Genomic DNA, 14,383 nt, shown 5'->3' with positions numbered 1-14,383 from the left:
AAAAGCGGGCAAATGCACGAAAAATGAGCGTAGCGCGAAAAATCGGCGGCGCCCTGCCTGCCGCCTGAGGTGGACAGAGCGCCGCCCGCAGCATAGCACAGGCGCAAAGCCGCAGGACAGGAGCGCGAAGATGCGTGAGGCCGCCATTATTGTCGCAGCCGGACGGGGCAGCCGCATGGGCGGGGGGATCCCCAAGCAGTGGCGCGATCTCGCGGGGCAGCCGGTGCTGGCCCATGCGGTGGATGCGCTGCGCGCGGCGGGGCTGTCGCGCGTTGTGCTGGTGCTGCATCCCGAGGATCTGACGCGGGCGGATATTCCCCCGGGCTGCATCCTCGTGGCGACCACAGGCCCCGAGCGCGCCGATTCGGTGCAGGCGGGGCTTGCGGCGCTGAAAGGCGAAGCGCCGGAGACCGTCTATATTCACGACGGCGCGCGGCCTTTCCCCGGCGCGGCCATGATAGACCGCCTGCGCCAGGCGCTGCTGCGTGGCCCTGGTGCCGCCCCGGCCCTGGCGGTGACCGACAGCCTCTGGCGCGGGCGCGACGGCGAGGTCAGCGGCACCGAGCGCCGCGATGGGCTTTTTCGCGCCCAGACCCCGCAGGCCTTCCGCTACGAGGCGATCTGCGCCGCCCATGCGGGCCATCCGGGCGGGGCCACGGATGATGTGCAGGTGGCGCGGGACGCCGGCCTCACCATTGCGATTGTCGATGGGGATGAGGATAATCTGAAGCTGACCTGGCCCGAAGATTTCGCAAGGGCGAGGCGCATTCTGAAAGGACGCGATATGGATATCCGCATGGGCAACGGCTTTGACGTGCATGCCTTTACCGAAGGGGACCACGTCTGGCTCTGCGGGGTGAGGCTGCCGCATGACAAGGCGCTGCTGGGCCATTCGGACGCCGATGTGGGCATGCATGCGCTGACCGATGCGATCTATGGCGCTTTGGCGGAGGGCGATATCGGCACGCATTTCCCGCCCTCGGACCCGCAGTGGAAGGGCGCTGAAAGCCATATTTTCCTGCGCCACGCCATGGAGCGGGTGGCCGCGCGCGGCTATAAGCTGGCAAACTGCGATGTGACGCTGATGTGCGAGCGCCCGAAGATCGGCCCGCATCAACTGGCCATGCGCCAGGCTCTGGCTGCGATCATGGGCGTCGATGTGGCGCAGATCAGCGTCAAAGCGACCACCACCGAAAAGCTGGGCTTCACGGGCCGCGAAGAGGGCATCGCCTCGCAGGCCACGGCGCTTCTGGTGCGCGCATGATCCGCTTTATCACCACCTTTGGCTATGCCGGGCTGATCCGGCCTGCGCCGGGCACCTGGGGATCGCTGGTCGCGGTCATCCTGGCCATCGTGATCGTCGAGGGGCTTCACCCGCTGCTGCTGCCGCTGGGCGTGGTGCTGGTGACGCTACTGGGCTTTTGGGCGGTGCCGCGCGCGGTTGCGGGGCAGGCGGATAAAGACCCCTCGGAGATCGTGATTGATGAGGTCGCGGGGCAGTGGCTGGCGATGTGTTTCACCGTGCTGCCGCTCTGGCGTCACGGGGTTTCGCTGCTGGAGGCCTGGCCGGGCTTTGTGGTGCCCTTTTTGCTGTTCCGGCTTTTCGACATCACCAAGCCCTGGCTGGTCGGTCGGGCAGACCGGCGCGGCGATGCGGCGGGGGTCATGCTTGATGATCTCTGGGCGGGGCTCTTTGCGGGCATCGGATCGGTGATCCTTGCCGGTCTTTATCACGCGGTGCTGGAGCCTTTCCTTTATGGATGACACCCTGCTGGCGGATCTGATTGCCCGCGCCCGCGCCCGGGGGCTGACGCTGAGCACGGCGGAAAGCTGCACCGGAGGGCTGGTCTCGGCGGCGCTGACCTCGGTGCCGGGGGCCTCTGACGTCTTTGAGCGCGGCTTTGTAACCTATTCGAACGCCGCCAAAGTCGAGATGCTGGCGGTGCGGGAAGCGACCCTTTCGCGCTTTGGCGCGGTCTCAGAGGAGGTCGCGCTGGAGATGGCCGCTGGTGCGCGCGCCAAGGCGGGGGCGGGGATTGCGGTGTCGATCACCGGGATCGCGGGCCCGGGCGGGTCAGAGTTCAAACCCGAAGGCCGGGTCTGCTTTGGTCTGGCCGACAGCGGGGGGGTGAGGACCGAAACGGTCGAATTCGGCGCCTTGGGCCGTGCCGCCGTTCGCGCGGCGGCCTGCGATCACGCCCTTGGCCTGATCGCCCGCGCCCTCGGTAGCTGAGCGGGGCGCAGGCGGCTTTGCAGGGCGGGGATCAACCCCTCGCCCGCCGCCTCGCCAAAATGCGGCTCCTGGGTCAGGCCGGGGAGATGCGTCTCCACCTCCGCGCGCAGGGGGGCGGGCATGGCGGCGAGCGTTGCGTCATTGACCATCAGGCTCTCAACCGGGATGCCTTCGGCATAGATGATCTCATGGCGGTCAAAAACCAGGCTGAAGTATTCCGCGTAACCCCCTTCGCGAATATAGACTTTTTCATCATCGACCAGATGGCGCGCCTGGACCAGAAGCTCTGACTTCCGCTGCCCTGGCAGGCGGTCGCGCTGATAGATAAAAAGCCGCTGGTGCGGCCCGACCACCAGTTCGCCATCATTCCCGAGCGTGCCCGCAGGCACCACCACCGGCGCAAAGCTGCCCCTTGCGCGCAGGGTCGTGGTGCCGATCCAGCGCAGCGGTTGCGCGCCGTGATCGCGGGTCAAAAGCCGCTCGCCCGGGCGCAGGCTTTCGACCGTTACCGCCGTGCCATCCGCCCGCATCACCCGGGTGCCGCGATGAAACGAGAGGCAGAGCAGATCCGCAAGCCGCAGATCCTCCGGCGCGGGCTCAGAGGTCAGCAGCATATATTCGGTGCGCGGCGTCAGCGGCGACAGCGGCAGCACATAAAGTGAGGCCGCCCCGCTCAGCCCGCCACTGTGACAGCGCAGCAGCAGCAGTTCCGCTTTTTGGCCGTCCGGCGCCATAAAGACCAGCCGCCCGGCCAGCGCGACCGGATCGCCCGGCGCGCCAATCTGCGAGCCGGCGGCAATCCTTTGACCCCGCGCGGGTGAGCGGCTGACGCCCGGTCGCGCCAGCGCCAGGGGCCGAAGGCGGGCCGCCGAATCAAGTTCATAAATATCGCCCGCGCAGATCGCCTCCCCCTCGCCCAGACCATCGCCGTGATTGGCTCCGGCCGAGACAAAAAGATCATCTGCTGCAAAGACATGCACAATATGTGCAGCATCGGTCAGCGAAGCGTTCAGATCGGCGTTAAAGGACACTTCAGCCTCCGTCACAGCGCGGTGATGGCAAATTATCTCCCCCTGATAGTGGAGAATGCGTTCACTCTGGTGGCAGAAATGCGGCACAGTCATGACAATCGCGCGAGAGAACACGCGCGGCAGTCAGATGGGGACAAAGATGGATCTGGGGATTAAGGGAAAACGGGCGCTGGTTTGTGCCGGTTCAAAGGGCCTGGGACGTGGCTGCGCCGAAGCCCTGGCAGAGGCGGGCGTGGATATCGTGCTGAACGCCCGCGGTGCCGAAGCGCTGGAGGCGACGGCCGCCGATCTGCATGCGCGCTTTGGCGTCCGTGTGACGGCTGTGGCGGCGGATATCACCACCGAGGCGGGGCGCGCCGGGGTTCTGGCGCAGGCCGGTCAGATTGACATCCTGGTCACCAATGCGGGCGGGCCGCCCCCCGGCGTCTGGAGCGACTGGTCGCGGGAGGATTTCATCCGCGCGCTTGACGCCAATATGCTGACGCCGATCGCGCTGATGCAGGCGCTGATGCCGGGGATGATGGAGCGCGGCTGGGGCCGGGTCGTCAATATCACCAGCCAGTCGGTGAAATCGCCGATTGCCACCCTCGGCCTGTCCAATGCGGCGCGCACGGGGCTGACCGGATTTGTGGCCGGGACCGCGCGTCAGGTGGCCCCGAAAGGCGTGGTCATCAACAATCTTCTGCCGGGGATCCACGCGACGGACCGCGCCATCATGCTCGACGGCGCGGTCTCGAAGGCCGAGGGTCTGTCGATGGAGGAGGTCCGCAAACGCCGCGCCGCGGGTATCCCGGCGCAGCGTTATGGTACTGCGGCAGAGTTCGGCGCAACCTGCGCTTTCCTCTGCTCGCAGCATGTGGGTTTCATGATCGGCCAGAACATCCTTCTGGATGGCGGGGCGCTGAATTATACCCTTTAATCAGATCATTACGGCCTGATTTTAAAGTCCGGAAGCGGCCTCAGGCCTCTTCCGGCTCAAAGCGCAGAGCGACGCCATTGATGCAGTAGCGCAGACCCGTCGGCGGCGGGCCGTCAGGAAACACATGACCCAGATGCGCGTCACAGCGCGCGCAATGCACTTCGGTGCGGCGCATGTTGAAGCGCTCATCGACAGTATGGCCGACCAATTCTTCTTCGATCGGCGCAGAAAAAGCCGGCCAGCCGCAATGCGCTTCAAACTTCTGCAGATGATCAAACAGCGGTGCATCACAGCAGACACAGCGGTAAGTGCCGGGCGTGTCAGGAAAATTATCATGCGTGAAGGGGCGCTCGGTGCCGTGCTCACGGGTGACGTGATAGGCGAGATCGGAAAGCCCTTCGCGCCACTCGGCGTTTGTCTTTTCCACTTTGTCCATGTCCGGCCTCTCTTGTTCCTGGCAGGGTATCCCCCCTAAGATGGCCCCGGCACTGCGCCCCGGACAAGGGGGGCGGGGAAGTTTTCGGGGGAAGATCTGATGGCGTCACCGCGCGCGCTCCTGCGCTATGCCGCCTCACCTGAGGATCTTCGGGCCATCGCCGCCCTGCGGCAGCGGGCTTTTGGCCATGCTGCCGCGCCGGACGACTGGGATGGACGGGCGCGGCATCTGATGCTTTGTCGCGGTGAGGATCTGATCGGCACGCTGCGCCTGACGCTGTGGCAGGGCGATGAGGGGCAGGCCGGTTACACCGCGCAATTCTATGATCTGAAACGGTTTTTCCTGAAGTTTTCCCGCAGTCTGGAGGTGGGGCGGTTTTGCCTCGATCCGCAGTTGAGCGATCTTTTTACCCTCCAGCAGCTTCTGGGCGGCATCACCCGCGCCGCGGAAGAAGGGGGGGCAACGGCTCTCTTTGGCTGCGCCTCGTTTCCGGGCTCTGATCCGGCCCTCCATGAGCCCGCGCTTGCCTATCTGCGCCAGACGGCGCTCGCGCCGCAGGACTGGGCTCCGGGTCTCAGGGGGGGAGGGGCCGTGGCATTGCCGCAGCAGCCCCTTGGCGCGGCCCCTGTCCTGCCGCCCCTGCTGCGCGGCTATCTGGCGCTTGGGGCGCGGGTCTCGGATCACGCGGTGCCGGATCCGGCGTTGAACACGCTGCACGTTTTCGCCGCGCTTGAGCCCGCGCGGATCCCGCCTGGACGGTTGAAAGTGCTGCGCGCGCTGGCAGAATGAGACGGATACGCAACAGGTGGAAACAATATCCAGGGGATGGTATGGCGGGTTGTAGCAGTTCTGCTGCCCCGCGCTAAGCTGGGTGGCAGTGCTGTGATCTGATACAAAGAGAGCAAGGACCCCTCATGCGTTGCCCGTTCTGCGGCCATATCGATACGCAGGTGAAAGACTCGCGTCCTGCAGAAGACCACGTCTCGATCCGTCGCCGCCGTTTCTGTCCGGCCTGTGGCGGGCGCTTCACCACCTATGAGCGGGTGCAGCTGCGCGATCTGGTGGTCGTCAAAACCTCGGGGCGGCGCGAAGATTTCGACCGCACCAAGCTTGAGCGCTCCATCCGCATCGCCATGCAGAAGCGCCCGATTGAGCCCGAGCGGATTGATCAGCTGATCTCAGGCATTGTGCGGCGACTGGAAAGCCTGGGCGAAACCGATATCGCCTCGCATATCATCGGCGAGATTGTCATGGAGACTCTGGCCCGGATCGACACGGTCGCTTATGTCCGTTTTGCCAGTGTTTACAAGAACTTCCAGGCCGCAGGTGATTTTGATCGCTTCGTCGCAGAACTGCGCCCGAAGCCCCGCGAAGACGAGAGAACGGACCGAACGTGAGCCGCGATGAGGATCTGCGCCATATGGCGCATGCGCTGGCCATGGCGCGGCGGGGGCTGGGGCTGACCTGGCCCAATCCCGCCGTGGGCTGTGTGATTGTGAAAGAGGGCCGCATCCTCGGGCGCGGCACCACGGCGCCGGGCGGCAGGCCCCATGCCGAGCCTCAGGCGCTCGCCCAGGCCGGAGCGGCGGCGCGCGGGGCCACCGCCTATGTCACGCTTGAGCCCTGCGCCCATACCGGCAAAACCGGACCCTGTGCGGAAGCCCTGGTGCGGGCGGGGGTGGCGCGGGTCGTCTCGGCGCTGCAGGACCCCGATCCCCGGGTGGCGGGGCGCGGGCATGACATTCTGCGCGCCGCCGGGATTGCGGTCACGACGGGGGTGAGGGCGGCCGAGGCTGCGGTGCTGCAGGAGGGGTTTTTGTCGCGCATCACGCGCGGACGGCCCATGCTGACGCTGAAACTCGCGCTCAGCCTCGATGGGCGGATTGCCACTTCGAGCGGGGAGAGCCGCTGGATCACCGGACCGGAGGCCCGCGCCCGGGTGCATCTGATGCGTGCGGGTCATGATGCGGTGATGGTGGGGGCCGGAACCGCGCGGGCGGATGATCCGGAACTGACGCTCAGACTGCCGGGATACCGCCACCAGCCGCTGCGGATTGTGGTCTCGGGCGGTCTGGATCTGCCACGCGGCGGGCGGATGGAAGCCTCGCTGCCGCAGGGGCGCTTTTTGCTGATCCATGGGTCCGCTGCGCCGGAGGAGGCGCGGTCCCACTGGATGAAGAAAGGCGCGGAACCTATTGAAGTTGCGTCAGGACCTTCCGGCTCTGTTGATCCCGAAGCGCTGATGCAGGCTTTGGGTGATCTTGGCCTGACGCGGGTGTTCTGCGAGGGCGGCGGTGCTTTCGCGGCGGGCCTGATCGGCGCAGATCTTGTGGATCAGATAGAGGTCTTCACTGCGGGTGTGCTGCTGGGAGCAGACGGCCGTGCGGGTCTTGGCGCACTCGGGGTTGCGGCTCTCAGCGAGGCACCGCGCTTTGAGATGACGCAGATGCAGCAGATCGGCGGTGATCTGTGGCAGAGCTGGCGGCGGCGCGGATGAGCCGTCTCCCCCCGTCGCAGCGCGCGGATTATCCCGTCTTTGAGGCGCTCGCGCTTCGCTGGGATGACAATGATATTTACGGCCATCTGAACAACACGGTGCATTACCGGCTGACGGATACGGCGGTTAATCAATGGCTGCTGCGTGAGGGGCTGCTGGATCTGCACCACTCTGCGCATCTCAATATGGTGGTCGAGACCGGCTGCCGCTTTCACGCCGAGGCCGGATTTCCCGACCGGGTCTGCGCGGGGCTGAAAGTGCTGCAGATCGGCACCTCTTCGGTGCGCTGGCAGATCGGGCTTTTTCGCAACGACGACGCGAGCGCTTTTGCGGATCTGAGCTTCAGCAATGTCCGGGCGGGCAGGCTGTCGCGCCGCCCCGAGCCGCTGCCTGAAGATCACCGGGCGGCGCTTTCACGGCTGATCTTTCAGGGTTAAAACCCCTCGCCCTCTGCTTGTCATCGCCCGCGGCTGCCGCTAGGGTTTCGCACGCTTTCCTGCGGCGCTTTACGGGCTGCGGAGTGAGATTGAAGATCGGGCCAGCGGCCCGCCCCCAGGCGGTGCCGCACAGCCCGCAGAAAGGACATAAACAGATGTTCGCAACCCCCGCATTCGCTCAGGCCGCCGGTGGCGGTGCAGCCAGCGCCGTGACCAGCTTTCTGCCGCTGATCCTGATCTTCGGGATCATGTATTTCCTGCTGATCCGTCCGCAGCAGAAGAAGATGAAAGAGCACCGCGCCATGGTAGAAGCGCTGCGCAAAGGCGACAGCGTTCTGACCCAGGGCGGCATCATCGGCAAAGTGACCCGCGTCAAAGAAGACGGCGAAGTCGAAGTTGAGATCGCAGACGGCGTGAAAGTCCGCGTTCTGAAAGCGACCATCTCGCAGGTTCTGAGCCGCACGGAGGCTGCTTCGGCCTGAGTGGCTGGCAGTCGTAAGATTTCGGGCGCAGCGGTCACAGCCGCTGCGCTTTTTCATATCCCGCAGCCCGCAGAGCTTGCATTTCAGGCCCGCGCCTGGCATCGATCGGCCCAAGAGCGCGGCGACGGGACGGGGCCATGACTGATATTCTCCTTTCGCATCTCACGCTGGCGGCGCAGACCCCGGGTCTGTCCTGGCTGATCGGTGCGGCCTTTATGGCGGGGCTGACGCGCGGTTTTGCGGGCTTTGGCTCGGGCCTTGTCTTCATGCCTTTCGCGGGCGCGGTGCTGGCTCCTGCGCAGGCGGTGGGGGTGGTGGTGGTGATGGATCTCATCGGCTCGCTGGCCAATATTCCCGGAGCGATGCGTCTGGCGCGCTGGCAGGACCTGAAATGGCTGGGGCTGGCGCTGATCCCGGGCGTTCTGGCCGGGCTTTGGCTGCTCTTCTGGATTGAGCCTCTGGTCTTTCGCTGGGGTGTCAGCCTGCTGGCGCTCAGCACGGTGGCGGCGCTGGTCTGTGGCTGGCAGTGGCGCGGGCGGCGCGGCATTCGCGAAATCCTTGGCGTGGGCTTTCTGGCCGGGATCTTCGGCGGGGCCACGGCGCTGCCGGGGCCGCCGGTGATCCTTTTTTATCTCTCCAGTCAGTTGCCGGTGCAGGTGATGCGGGCCACGATGACGATCTTTATGGTCAGCGTTGATCTGCTTTTGGGGATCTCGCTCGGCCTGACGGGCCAGCTTGGGGCCGGGCTTGTGGCGCTGTCGGCGATCCTTCTGGTGCCTTTCGCGCTTGGCAATGCGATCGGGTCGTTTTTATTCCGGCCGGATCGCGTGAAAGTCTATAAAGTGGGATCGTGGCTTGTGATCGGAGGCTCGGCGCTTTATGGGCTGCCACTCTGGCAAGGCTGATGCAGCGTGCGGCTGCGGACCCGTCTGCGGGCCCGGGATGGACGCTGACTTTTACGTAGAGGCAGGCGGATGAATCTCACGGAAGTGCAGTTCGGGGCGCTGAAACCCATCGATGGTTATGGTCCGGGGTTTTTCCGCGTCGGCGGTGAAGTCTTTGAGGGCGCGGTTCTGGTCACGCCCGAGGGCACGATGCGCTGGAGCGGCAGTGCGGATCCGGCGGAACTTCTGGCGCTGCGGGGGGTGGTCGATGTGATCTTTTACGGCGCGGGCGCCGATGTGGCGCATCCGCCCAAAGCCCTGCGCGAGGCCCTGGAAGCGGCCGGGATCGGCCTTGAGCCGATGAGCACCTCTGCCGCCGCGCGCGCCTATAACGTCTGCCTCTCGGAAGGCCGCCGGATCGCGGCGGCGCTTTTGCCGGTTTGACAGGGTCAATGCTCAGCCTCAGCAATCTTACGGTGGCCCGCGGCGGCATTGCGGTGCTTGAGGGCGTCAGCCTGTCGCTTGGGGCGGGTGAGGCTCTGGTGCTGCGCGGCCCCAATGGTCTGGGCAAAACCACACTTCTGCGCACCATCGCCGGGCTGCAGCCCGCCATGGCCGGAGAGATCCATGCCGATCCCGAGAGCCTGGTCTATGCCAGTCACGCCGACGGGTTGAAGCCCACGCTGACGGTGCAGGAAAACCTGACCTTCTGGGCCTCGGTTTTCGGGCAGGGGCAGGCGGCTGTTACGGCGGCGCTGCGTGCGATGGATCTCGAAAAACTCACCGATCGTCCGGCGCAGAATCTGTCCGCCGGACAAAAGCGCCGTCTGGGTCTGGCACGGCTTCTGGTCACCGGACGCCCGGTCTGGCTGCTGGATGAGCCGACCGTCTCGCTGGACGCGGCCTCTGTGGGGCTTTTTGCCGCAATGGTAAAGCGTCACCTCGCCAGCGGCGGGGCGGCTGTGTTAGCGACACATATCGACCTGGGGCTTGAGACAGCGACAGTGCTGGATCTGAGCCCCTTTCGGGCCCGTCCCCCCTCTGAGGGGGGCATGGGCGGCGCTTTCGACGAGGCTTTTCTGTGACCCTTTGCCGGTTCCAACCTGATTTGTGTCTGCGGGAGCTGCCATGCTGGCACTGCTGATCCGCGATCTTCGCATCTCGGTTCGTGCGGGTGGTGGCTTTGGCCTCGGTCTCGGCTTTTTTCTGATTATCTGTATCCTTGTGCCGCTGGGTGTCGGGCCGGAGCGTGAAGTTCTTGCGCCGGCGGCTCCGGGGATCCTCTGGGTCGGCGCGCTGCTGGCCTGCCTGCTGTCGCTGGATCGCATTTTTGCGCTGGATCACGAGGATGGCTCGCTGGATCTGCTGGCGACCGCGCCGCTGCCGCTGGAGGCCGTGGCCTTTATCAAGGCGCTGGTTCATTGGATGACGACCGGGCTGCCGCTGGTGCTGATCTCGCCGCTTTTGGGTGTTTTGCTGCATCTGCCGGATGCGGCCATGGGCTGGCTGATGCTCTCGCTGCTGCTGGGCACGCCTGCGCTTTCGGTGATCGGGGCTTTTGGCGCGGCGCTGACGGTCGGGCTGCGACGCGGCGGGCTGTTGCTCTCGCTGCTGGTTCTGCCACTTTATATGCCGACATTGATCTTCGGGGCCGAGGTGATCCGCCGCGGTGCCCTGGGGATGGATGTCTCAACGCCGCTGGCGCTGCTGGCGGGGATTTCTCTGGGTTCGGTGGCGCTTTTGCCCTTCGCCGCCGCCGCCGCTCTGCGTATTAACCTGCGCTGAGGGGCGGACGGGCAGCCAATAAAAGGCCGCGACAGGCGGCGGGAAGGAGGGGGAATGTCACTTTGGGATTACGCGAACCCCCGGAAGTTCATGGAGACTTCCGCGAAGGTTCTGCCGCTGATCTGGACGCTGGCGGGCCTGTGTCTCACCATCGGGCTGATCTGGGGCTTTTTCTTTACCCCCGACGACTACAAACAGGGCTCAACCGTCCGGATTATCTATCTGCATGTGCCCGCCGCCATGATGGCGATCAATGCCTGGGTGATGATGCTGGTGGCTTCGCTGATCTGGCTGATCCGGCGCCACCATGTCTCGGCGCTGGCGGCCCGCGCGGCGGCCCCGGCGGGCATGGTCTTCACGCTGATCGCGCTGGCAACCGGGGCCTTCTGGGGCCAGCCCATGTGGGGCACCTGGTGGGAGTGGGATCCGCGGCTGACCGCCTTTTTGATCCTGTTTCTCTTCTACATCGGCTATATCGCCTTCTGGCAGGCGATTGAGGATCCCGACACCGCCGCCGATCTGACGGGCATTTTGTGCCTTGTGGGTTCGGTCTTTGCGGTGCTGTCGCGCTATGCGGTGAATTTCTGGAACCAGGGCCTGCATCAGGGCGCATCCCTCAGCCTTGATAAGCAGGAGAATGTCTCGGATGTTTTCTGGTATCCGCTGCTGGTCTGTATCGCGGGCTTTGTGCTGCTGTTTTTCGCCCTGGTGCTGACGCGCACCCGCACGGAAATCCGTATGCGGCGCATCCGCGCCCTTGAAGCCCGGGAGCGCCTGGTATGATACCTGATCTTGGAAAATATGCCTTCGCGGTGCTGGCCTCTTATGGCAGCGGTCTCGGACTTCTGATCGCGCTGGTGGTTGCAACCGTGCTGCGGGGCCGTAAAGTGCGCCATCGCCTTGAGGCGATTGAGAAACGACAGGGACGGACCAATGGCTAAGAAATGGCTGATGTTTCTGCCGCCCGCGATCTTCGGCGTGCTGGTGGGGGTTTTCGCAGCCGGGATGTATCGCGACAATCCTGATGCGCTGCCCTCGGCTCTGGTCGGGCGCGAGGTTCCGGCCTTTGAGCTGACGGCGATGGAGGGCGCGCCCTTGCTGACGTCCGAGGCGCTGCGCGAGCCGGGGCTGAAGCTGGTGAACTTCTGGGCCAGCTGGTGTGCGCCCTGCCGGGTCGAGCATCCCTTCCTGATTGAGATGGCGGGCGAAGGCATCAAAATTCACGGCGTGAATTACAAAGACCAGCCCGGCCAGGCCCAAAGTTTTCTGAAAGAACTCGGCAGCCCCTATAGCACCATGGGCGCCGATGCCGCTGGCCGCATGGCGATCAACTGGGGCGTCTACGGCGTGCCCGAGACCTATCTGATCGACGGCGAAGGCCGCATCCTTCTGCGCCACGCAGGCCCCATCACCCGCCAGGAATATGAGCGCGTGGTTCGCCCGGCGATTGATAAGGCGCTTGGCAAAACCGGCAGCTGACACCTCTGCAACCTTTGCATGTCAGAATATTTGCAGCACGGCGGAGCGCTCAGCGTTTCGCCGTGTTCTCTTTCGGAAACAAAGCAGAGCGGATTGCAGCTATGAGCGGATTACTGGCGCTTCTTGACGATGTGGCGGCCATTGCAAAGGTCGCGGCGGCGTCAGTGGATGATATTGCGGCAGCGGCGGGCAAGGCGGGCAGCAAGGCGGCGGGCATCATCATCGATGATGCGGCCGTGACGCCGAAATATGTCACCGGGGTTCCCGCCTCGCGCGAACTGCCGATGATCTGGCGTATCGCGGTGGGATCGGTCCGCAATAAGCTGGTCTTCCTGCTGCCCGCGCTGATGCTGCTGAGCTATTTTTTCCCCATCGCCATCATGGTGCTTTTGCTGATGGGCGGCGCCTATCTCAGCTTTGAGGGGGCCGAAAAGGTCCTGCACTGGATCCTGCCGCATCAAAGCGATGCCGCTGCCGCCCATGAGACCAAAGACCCCGAGCGTCTTGAGGAAGAGCGCGTGGCCGGGGCGATCAAGACCGACTTCATTCTCTCGGCTGAGATCATGACGATCTCGCTGGCACAGATCCCGGAATTCCCGATCTGGATGGAGGTGATTGCCCTGGCTGTGGTGGCCATTGCGGTGACGGCCGTCGTCTACGGCGCGGTGGCCCTGATCGTGAAAATGGACGATGTGGGGGTCTTTATCGCGCGCCATGGCCGTCTGGCCGCCACCCGGGGCTTTGGTCGTCTGCTGGTCAAAGGCATGCCGGTCGTCATGACCACGCTGTCGATCGTCGGCACGCTGGCCATGCTCTGGGTCGGCGGCTCGATCATCACGCACAGCCTGCATGAGCTGGGCTGGCATCTGCCCTATGAGGGAATCGCGAATTTCGCCGCCGGATACTCGGCGCCTGGCAGCTTTCTGCACTGGCTGATCGTGGCGGCACTTGACGGTGTGGTGGGTCTGGCGCTTGGCCTGCTCATTATCCCTGTGGTTGAGCGCGTGTTGAAGCCGCTCTTTGGCCGCCGGGCGCATTAATCAGGACGTTTCGCCCTTGAAGCCCGCTCAGCATCCCGACAGACTGCGGGCAACTGAAAGTGGGAGCTGCTTCAATGGTCTGGAATGTTTTTGATGGCCACAACGATCTTCTGCTGCGGCTGGCCCAGGCCCCGGGACGCCGCGCAGAGATCTGGCTGACCGGAGAGGGCCGCGGGCATCTGGACCTGCCGCGGATGATCGAGGGCGGTTTTGCGGCGGGATTCTTTGCGATCTATATCCCCTCGCCGGTCCCCCATGATTCCCCTGACTTTGACGCCGTCATGGCCAATCCGCCCTATAGCCTGCCGCTGCCGGATCTGATTGGCGCCCAGGCGGCGCAGCCACTGGCCCTCTCAATGGCGGGGCATCTTTTGTGGATGGAGCGCGCCTCTGAGGGCCGGTTCAAAGTGGTCCGCAGCCGGGCAGAGCTGAAAGACTGCCTCGCCAGGGGCGTCATCGCCGGGATCATGCATATGGAGGGCGCCGAGGCGATCGACGAAAGCCTTGATGCGCTGCATAGCTTCCATGCGCTTGGGTTGCGCAGCCTTGGCCCGGTCTGGTCGCGCCCGACGATCTTTGGCCATGGCGTGCCCTTTGCTTATCCGGGCAATCCCGACACCGGCCCCGGTCTGACCGATGCGGGCAAGCGGCTGGTGAAGGAATGCAACAGCCTCGGCATCATGCTCGATCTGAGCCATCTCAATGAGAAGGGTTTTGACGATGTGGCAAAGCTCTCGGATGCGCCCCTGGTGGCCACCCATTCCAATGCCTGGGCGATCACACAATCGACGCGCAACCTGACCGACCGTCAGCTGGCGGTGATCCGCGACAGCAAAGGCATGGTGGGGCTGAACTTCGCCACGGTTTTCCTGCGGGAAGACGGGCTGCAGGGCGGTGACATCAGCCTTGATGTGATGCTGCGCCATCTCGATCACCTCATCACGCATCTGGGCGAAGACCATGTGGGCCTTGGCTCGGATTTCGACGGCGCGGGCATCCCGGATCCGATCAAAGACGTGGCGGGTCTGCCGCGCCTGACCGAAGCGATGGAGCGTCACGGCTACAACGCCGCGCTGATGAAAAAGCTGACCTGCGACAACTGGGTCTCGCTGCTCGACCGCACCTGGAAAGACTGACCCTTTGGTGCCGCCCCTTCGGGG

General features: G+C 64.7%; 20 protein-coding genes. 18 read left to right on the top strand and 2 right to left on the bottom strand.

Going from position 1 to position 14,383, the window contains the following annotated elements; genetic code table 11:
* Positions 1-130 precede the first annotated feature (130 nt).
* Genes EG244_RS07845 through EG244_RS07835 form a run of 3 tightly spaced genes read left to right on the top strand, consistent with a single transcriptional unit; the run spans position 131 to position 2,233 of the window.
* Positions 131-1,264 carry a bifunctional 2-C-methyl-D-erythritol 4-phosphate cytidylyltransferase/2-C-methyl-D-erythritol 2,4-cyclodiphosphate synthase gene (locus EG244_RS07845; protein WP_124964452.1) on the top strand — a complete coding sequence of 378 codons (1,134 nt, stop codon included), beginning with the start codon at positions 131-133 and terminating at the stop codon, positions 1,262-1,264.
* On the top strand, positions 1,261-1,764 hold the full coding sequence (locus tag EG244_RS07840) for a phosphatidylglycerophosphatase A family protein (RefSeq protein ID WP_124964451.1): 504 nt from the start codon (positions 1,261-1,263) through the stop codon (positions 1,762-1,764). Before EG244_RS07845 ends, EG244_RS07840 begins: the two co-directional genes overlap by 4 nt.
* Positions 1,757-2,233 (top strand): CinA family protein, encoded by a 477-nt coding sequence (locus EG244_RS07835; protein WP_124964450.1) that lies wholly within the window; start codon positions 1,757-1,759, stop codon positions 2,231-2,233. The genes EG244_RS07840 and EG244_RS07835 overlap by 8 nt, the downstream gene beginning before the upstream one ends.
* On the opposite strand, the gene EG244_RS07830 is transcribed toward EG244_RS07835, so the two are convergent.
* On the bottom strand, positions 2,194-3,264 hold the full coding sequence (locus EG244_RS07830; protein ID WP_233588941.1) for a Hint domain-containing protein: 1,071 nt from the start codon (positions 3,262-3,264) through the stop codon (positions 2,194-2,196). The genes EG244_RS07835 and EG244_RS07830 overlap by 40 nt on opposite strands.
* 139 nt (positions 3,265-3,403) lie before the next feature.
* On the opposite strand from EG244_RS07830, the gene EG244_RS07825 reads away from it, so the two are divergent.
* Entirely contained in the window at positions 3,404-4,183 is a 780-nt protein-coding gene (locus EG244_RS07825) for an SDR family oxidoreductase (protein ID WP_124964510.1), read from the top strand.
* Between the two features lie 40 nt (positions 4,184-4,223).
* Here EG244_RS07825 and msrB read toward each other — a convergent pair whose 3' ends face one another.
* Positions 4,224-4,619, bottom strand: coding sequence for a peptide-methionine (R)-S-oxide reductase MsrB (gene msrB / locus EG244_RS07820; protein WP_124964448.1), 396 nt, complete (start codon positions 4,617-4,619; stop codon positions 4,224-4,226).
* Between the two features lie 99 nt (positions 4,620-4,718).
* On the opposite strand from msrB, the gene EG244_RS07815 reads away from it, so the two are divergent.
* The 14 genes from EG244_RS07815 (at position 4,719) to EG244_RS07750 (ending at position 14,359) form a co-directional block, all read left to right on the top strand.
* Positions 4,719-5,408: a GNAT family N-acyltransferase gene (locus tag EG244_RS07815; RefSeq protein ID WP_124964447.1), complete on the top strand. Its 690-nt coding sequence runs from the start codon at positions 4,719-4,721 to the stop codon at positions 5,406-5,408.
* A 125-nt stretch (positions 5,409-5,533) separates the two neighbouring features.
* On the top strand, positions 5,534-6,016 hold the full coding sequence (gene nrdR, locus EG244_RS07810; RefSeq protein WP_124964446.1) for a transcriptional regulator NrdR: 483 nt from the start codon (positions 5,534-5,536) through the stop codon (positions 6,014-6,016).
* On the top strand, positions 6,013-7,116 hold the full coding sequence (gene ribD, locus EG244_RS07805; protein WP_325050385.1) for a bifunctional diaminohydroxyphosphoribosylaminopyrimidine deaminase/5-amino-6-(5-phosphoribosylamino)uracil reductase RibD: 1,104 nt from the start codon (positions 6,013-6,015) through the stop codon (positions 7,114-7,116). Before nrdR ends, ribD begins: the two co-directional genes overlap by 4 nt.
* A complete protein-coding gene (locus tag EG244_RS07800) occupies positions 7,113-7,553 on the top strand; it encodes an acyl-CoA thioesterase (RefSeq protein WP_124964445.1) in 441 nt (146 codons plus the stop codon). The genes ribD and EG244_RS07800 overlap by 4 nt, the downstream gene beginning before the upstream one ends.
* Before the next feature lie 155 nt (positions 7,554-7,708).
* Positions 7,709-8,035: a preprotein translocase subunit YajC gene (gene yajC, locus EG244_RS07795; RefSeq protein WP_124964444.1), complete on the top strand. Its 327-nt coding sequence runs from the start codon at positions 7,709-7,711 to the stop codon at positions 8,033-8,035.
* A 137-nt stretch (positions 8,036-8,172) separates the two neighbouring features.
* On the top strand, positions 8,173-8,940 hold the full coding sequence (locus EG244_RS07790) for a sulfite exporter TauE/SafE family protein (RefSeq protein WP_124964443.1): 768 nt from the start codon (positions 8,173-8,175) through the stop codon (positions 8,938-8,940).
* A 69-nt stretch (positions 8,941-9,009) separates the two neighbouring features.
* Positions 9,010-9,363, top strand: a complete 354-nt coding sequence (locus tag EG244_RS07785; RefSeq protein WP_124964442.1) for an Mth938-like domain-containing protein — start codon at positions 9,010-9,012, stop codon at positions 9,361-9,363.
* A gap of 8 nt (positions 9,364-9,371) precedes the next feature.
* Positions 9,372-10,004 (top strand): heme ABC exporter ATP-binding protein CcmA, encoded by a 633-nt coding sequence (gene ccmA, locus EG244_RS07780; protein WP_124964441.1) that lies wholly within the window; start codon positions 9,372-9,374, stop codon positions 10,002-10,004.
* Between the two features lie 43 nt (positions 10,005-10,047).
* Positions 10,048-10,704: a heme exporter protein CcmB gene (gene ccmB, locus EG244_RS07775; RefSeq protein ID WP_124964440.1), complete on the top strand. Its 657-nt coding sequence runs from the start codon at positions 10,048-10,050 to the stop codon at positions 10,702-10,704.
* Positions 10,705-10,758: 54 nt separating this feature from the next.
* A complete protein-coding gene (locus EG244_RS07770) occupies positions 10,759-11,487 on the top strand; it encodes a heme ABC transporter permease (protein WP_124964439.1) in 729 nt (242 codons plus the stop codon).
* Positions 11,484-11,645, top strand: a complete 162-nt coding sequence (ccmD, locus tag EG244_RS07765; protein WP_199737872.1) for a heme exporter protein CcmD — start codon at positions 11,484-11,486, stop codon at positions 11,643-11,645. The genes EG244_RS07770 and ccmD overlap by 4 nt, the downstream gene beginning before the upstream one ends.
* A complete protein-coding gene (locus EG244_RS07760) occupies positions 11,638-12,183 on the top strand; it encodes a DsbE family thiol:disulfide interchange protein (protein WP_124964438.1) in 546 nt (181 codons plus the stop codon). Before ccmD ends, EG244_RS07760 begins: the two co-directional genes overlap by 8 nt.
* A gap of 101 nt (positions 12,184-12,284) precedes the next feature.
* Positions 12,285-13,223: a DUF808 domain-containing protein gene (locus tag EG244_RS07755; RefSeq protein WP_124964437.1), complete on the top strand. Its 939-nt coding sequence runs from the start codon at positions 12,285-12,287 to the stop codon at positions 13,221-13,223.
* A 74-nt stretch (positions 13,224-13,297) separates the two neighbouring features.
* Positions 13,298-14,359: a dipeptidase gene (locus EG244_RS07750; protein ID WP_124964436.1), complete on the top strand. Its 1,062-nt coding sequence runs from the start codon at positions 13,298-13,300 to the stop codon at positions 14,357-14,359.
* Positions 14,360-14,383: the final 24 nt, after the last annotated feature.

Source organism: Falsigemmobacter faecalis (genome assembly GCF_003863335.1).
GTDB classification, from domain to species: domain Bacteria; phylum Pseudomonadota; class Alphaproteobacteria; order Rhodobacterales; family Rhodobacteraceae; genus Wagnerdoeblera; species Wagnerdoeblera faecalis.
The sequence above is the reverse complement of the archived record's forward strand: the minus strand, read 5'-3'. Positions and strand labels throughout refer to the sequence as shown.

Coding starts and splice junctions, on each gene's coding strand:
- EG244_RS07815 (WP_124964447.1), top strand. CDS start 4,719: ATGGCGTCACCGCGCGCGCTCCTGCGCTATGCCGCCTCACCTGAGGAT.
- msrB (WP_124964448.1), bottom strand. CDS start 4,619: ATGGACAAAGTGGAAAAGACAAACGCCGAGTGGCGCGAAGGGCTTTCC.
- EG244_RS07800 (WP_124964445.1), top strand. CDS start 7,113: ATGAGCCGTCTCCCCCCGTCGCAGCGCGCGGATTATCCCGTCTTTGAG.
- ccmB (WP_124964440.1), top strand. CDS start 10,048: ATGCTGGCACTGCTGATCCGCGATCTTCGCATCTCGGTTCGTGCGGGT.
- EG244_RS07770 (WP_124964439.1), top strand. CDS start 10,759: ATGTCACTTTGGGATTACGCGAACCCCCGGAAGTTCATGGAGACTTCC.
- ccmD (WP_199737872.1), top strand. CDS start 11,484: ATGATACCTGATCTTGGAAAATATGCCTTCGCGGTGCTGGCCTCTTAT.
- EG244_RS07785 (WP_124964442.1), top strand. CDS start 9,010: ATGAATCTCACGGAAGTGCAGTTCGGGGCGCTGAAACCCATCGATGGT.
- ccmA (WP_124964441.1), top strand. CDS start 9,372: ATGCTCAGCCTCAGCAATCTTACGGTGGCCCGCGGCGGCATTGCGGTG.
- EG244_RS07825 (WP_124964510.1), top strand. CDS start 3,404: ATGGATCTGGGGATTAAGGGAAAACGGGCGCTGGTTTGTGCCGGTTCA.
- EG244_RS07755 (WP_124964437.1), top strand. CDS start 12,285: ATGAGCGGATTACTGGCGCTTCTTGACGATGTGGCGGCCATTGCAAAG.
- EG244_RS07835 (WP_124964450.1), top strand. CDS start 1,757: ATGGATGACACCCTGCTGGCGGATCTGATTGCCCGCGCCCGCGCCCGG.
- EG244_RS07790 (WP_124964443.1), top strand. CDS start 8,173: ATGACTGATATTCTCCTTTCGCATCTCACGCTGGCGGCGCAGACCCCG.
- yajC (WP_124964444.1), top strand. CDS start 7,709: ATGTTCGCAACCCCCGCATTCGCTCAGGCCGCCGGTGGCGGTGCAGCC.
- EG244_RS07760 (WP_124964438.1), top strand. CDS start 11,638: ATGGCTAAGAAATGGCTGATGTTTCTGCCGCCCGCGATCTTCGGCGTG.
- EG244_RS07845 (WP_124964452.1), top strand. CDS start 131: ATGCGTGAGGCCGCCATTATTGTCGCAGCCGGACGGGGCAGCCGCATG.
- EG244_RS07840 (WP_124964451.1), top strand. CDS start 1,261: ATGATCCGCTTTATCACCACCTTTGGCTATGCCGGGCTGATCCGGCCT.
- nrdR (WP_124964446.1), top strand. CDS start 5,534: ATGCGTTGCCCGTTCTGCGGCCATATCGATACGCAGGTGAAAGACTCG.
- EG244_RS07750 (WP_124964436.1), top strand. CDS start 13,298: ATGGTCTGGAATGTTTTTGATGGCCACAACGATCTTCTGCTGCGGCTG.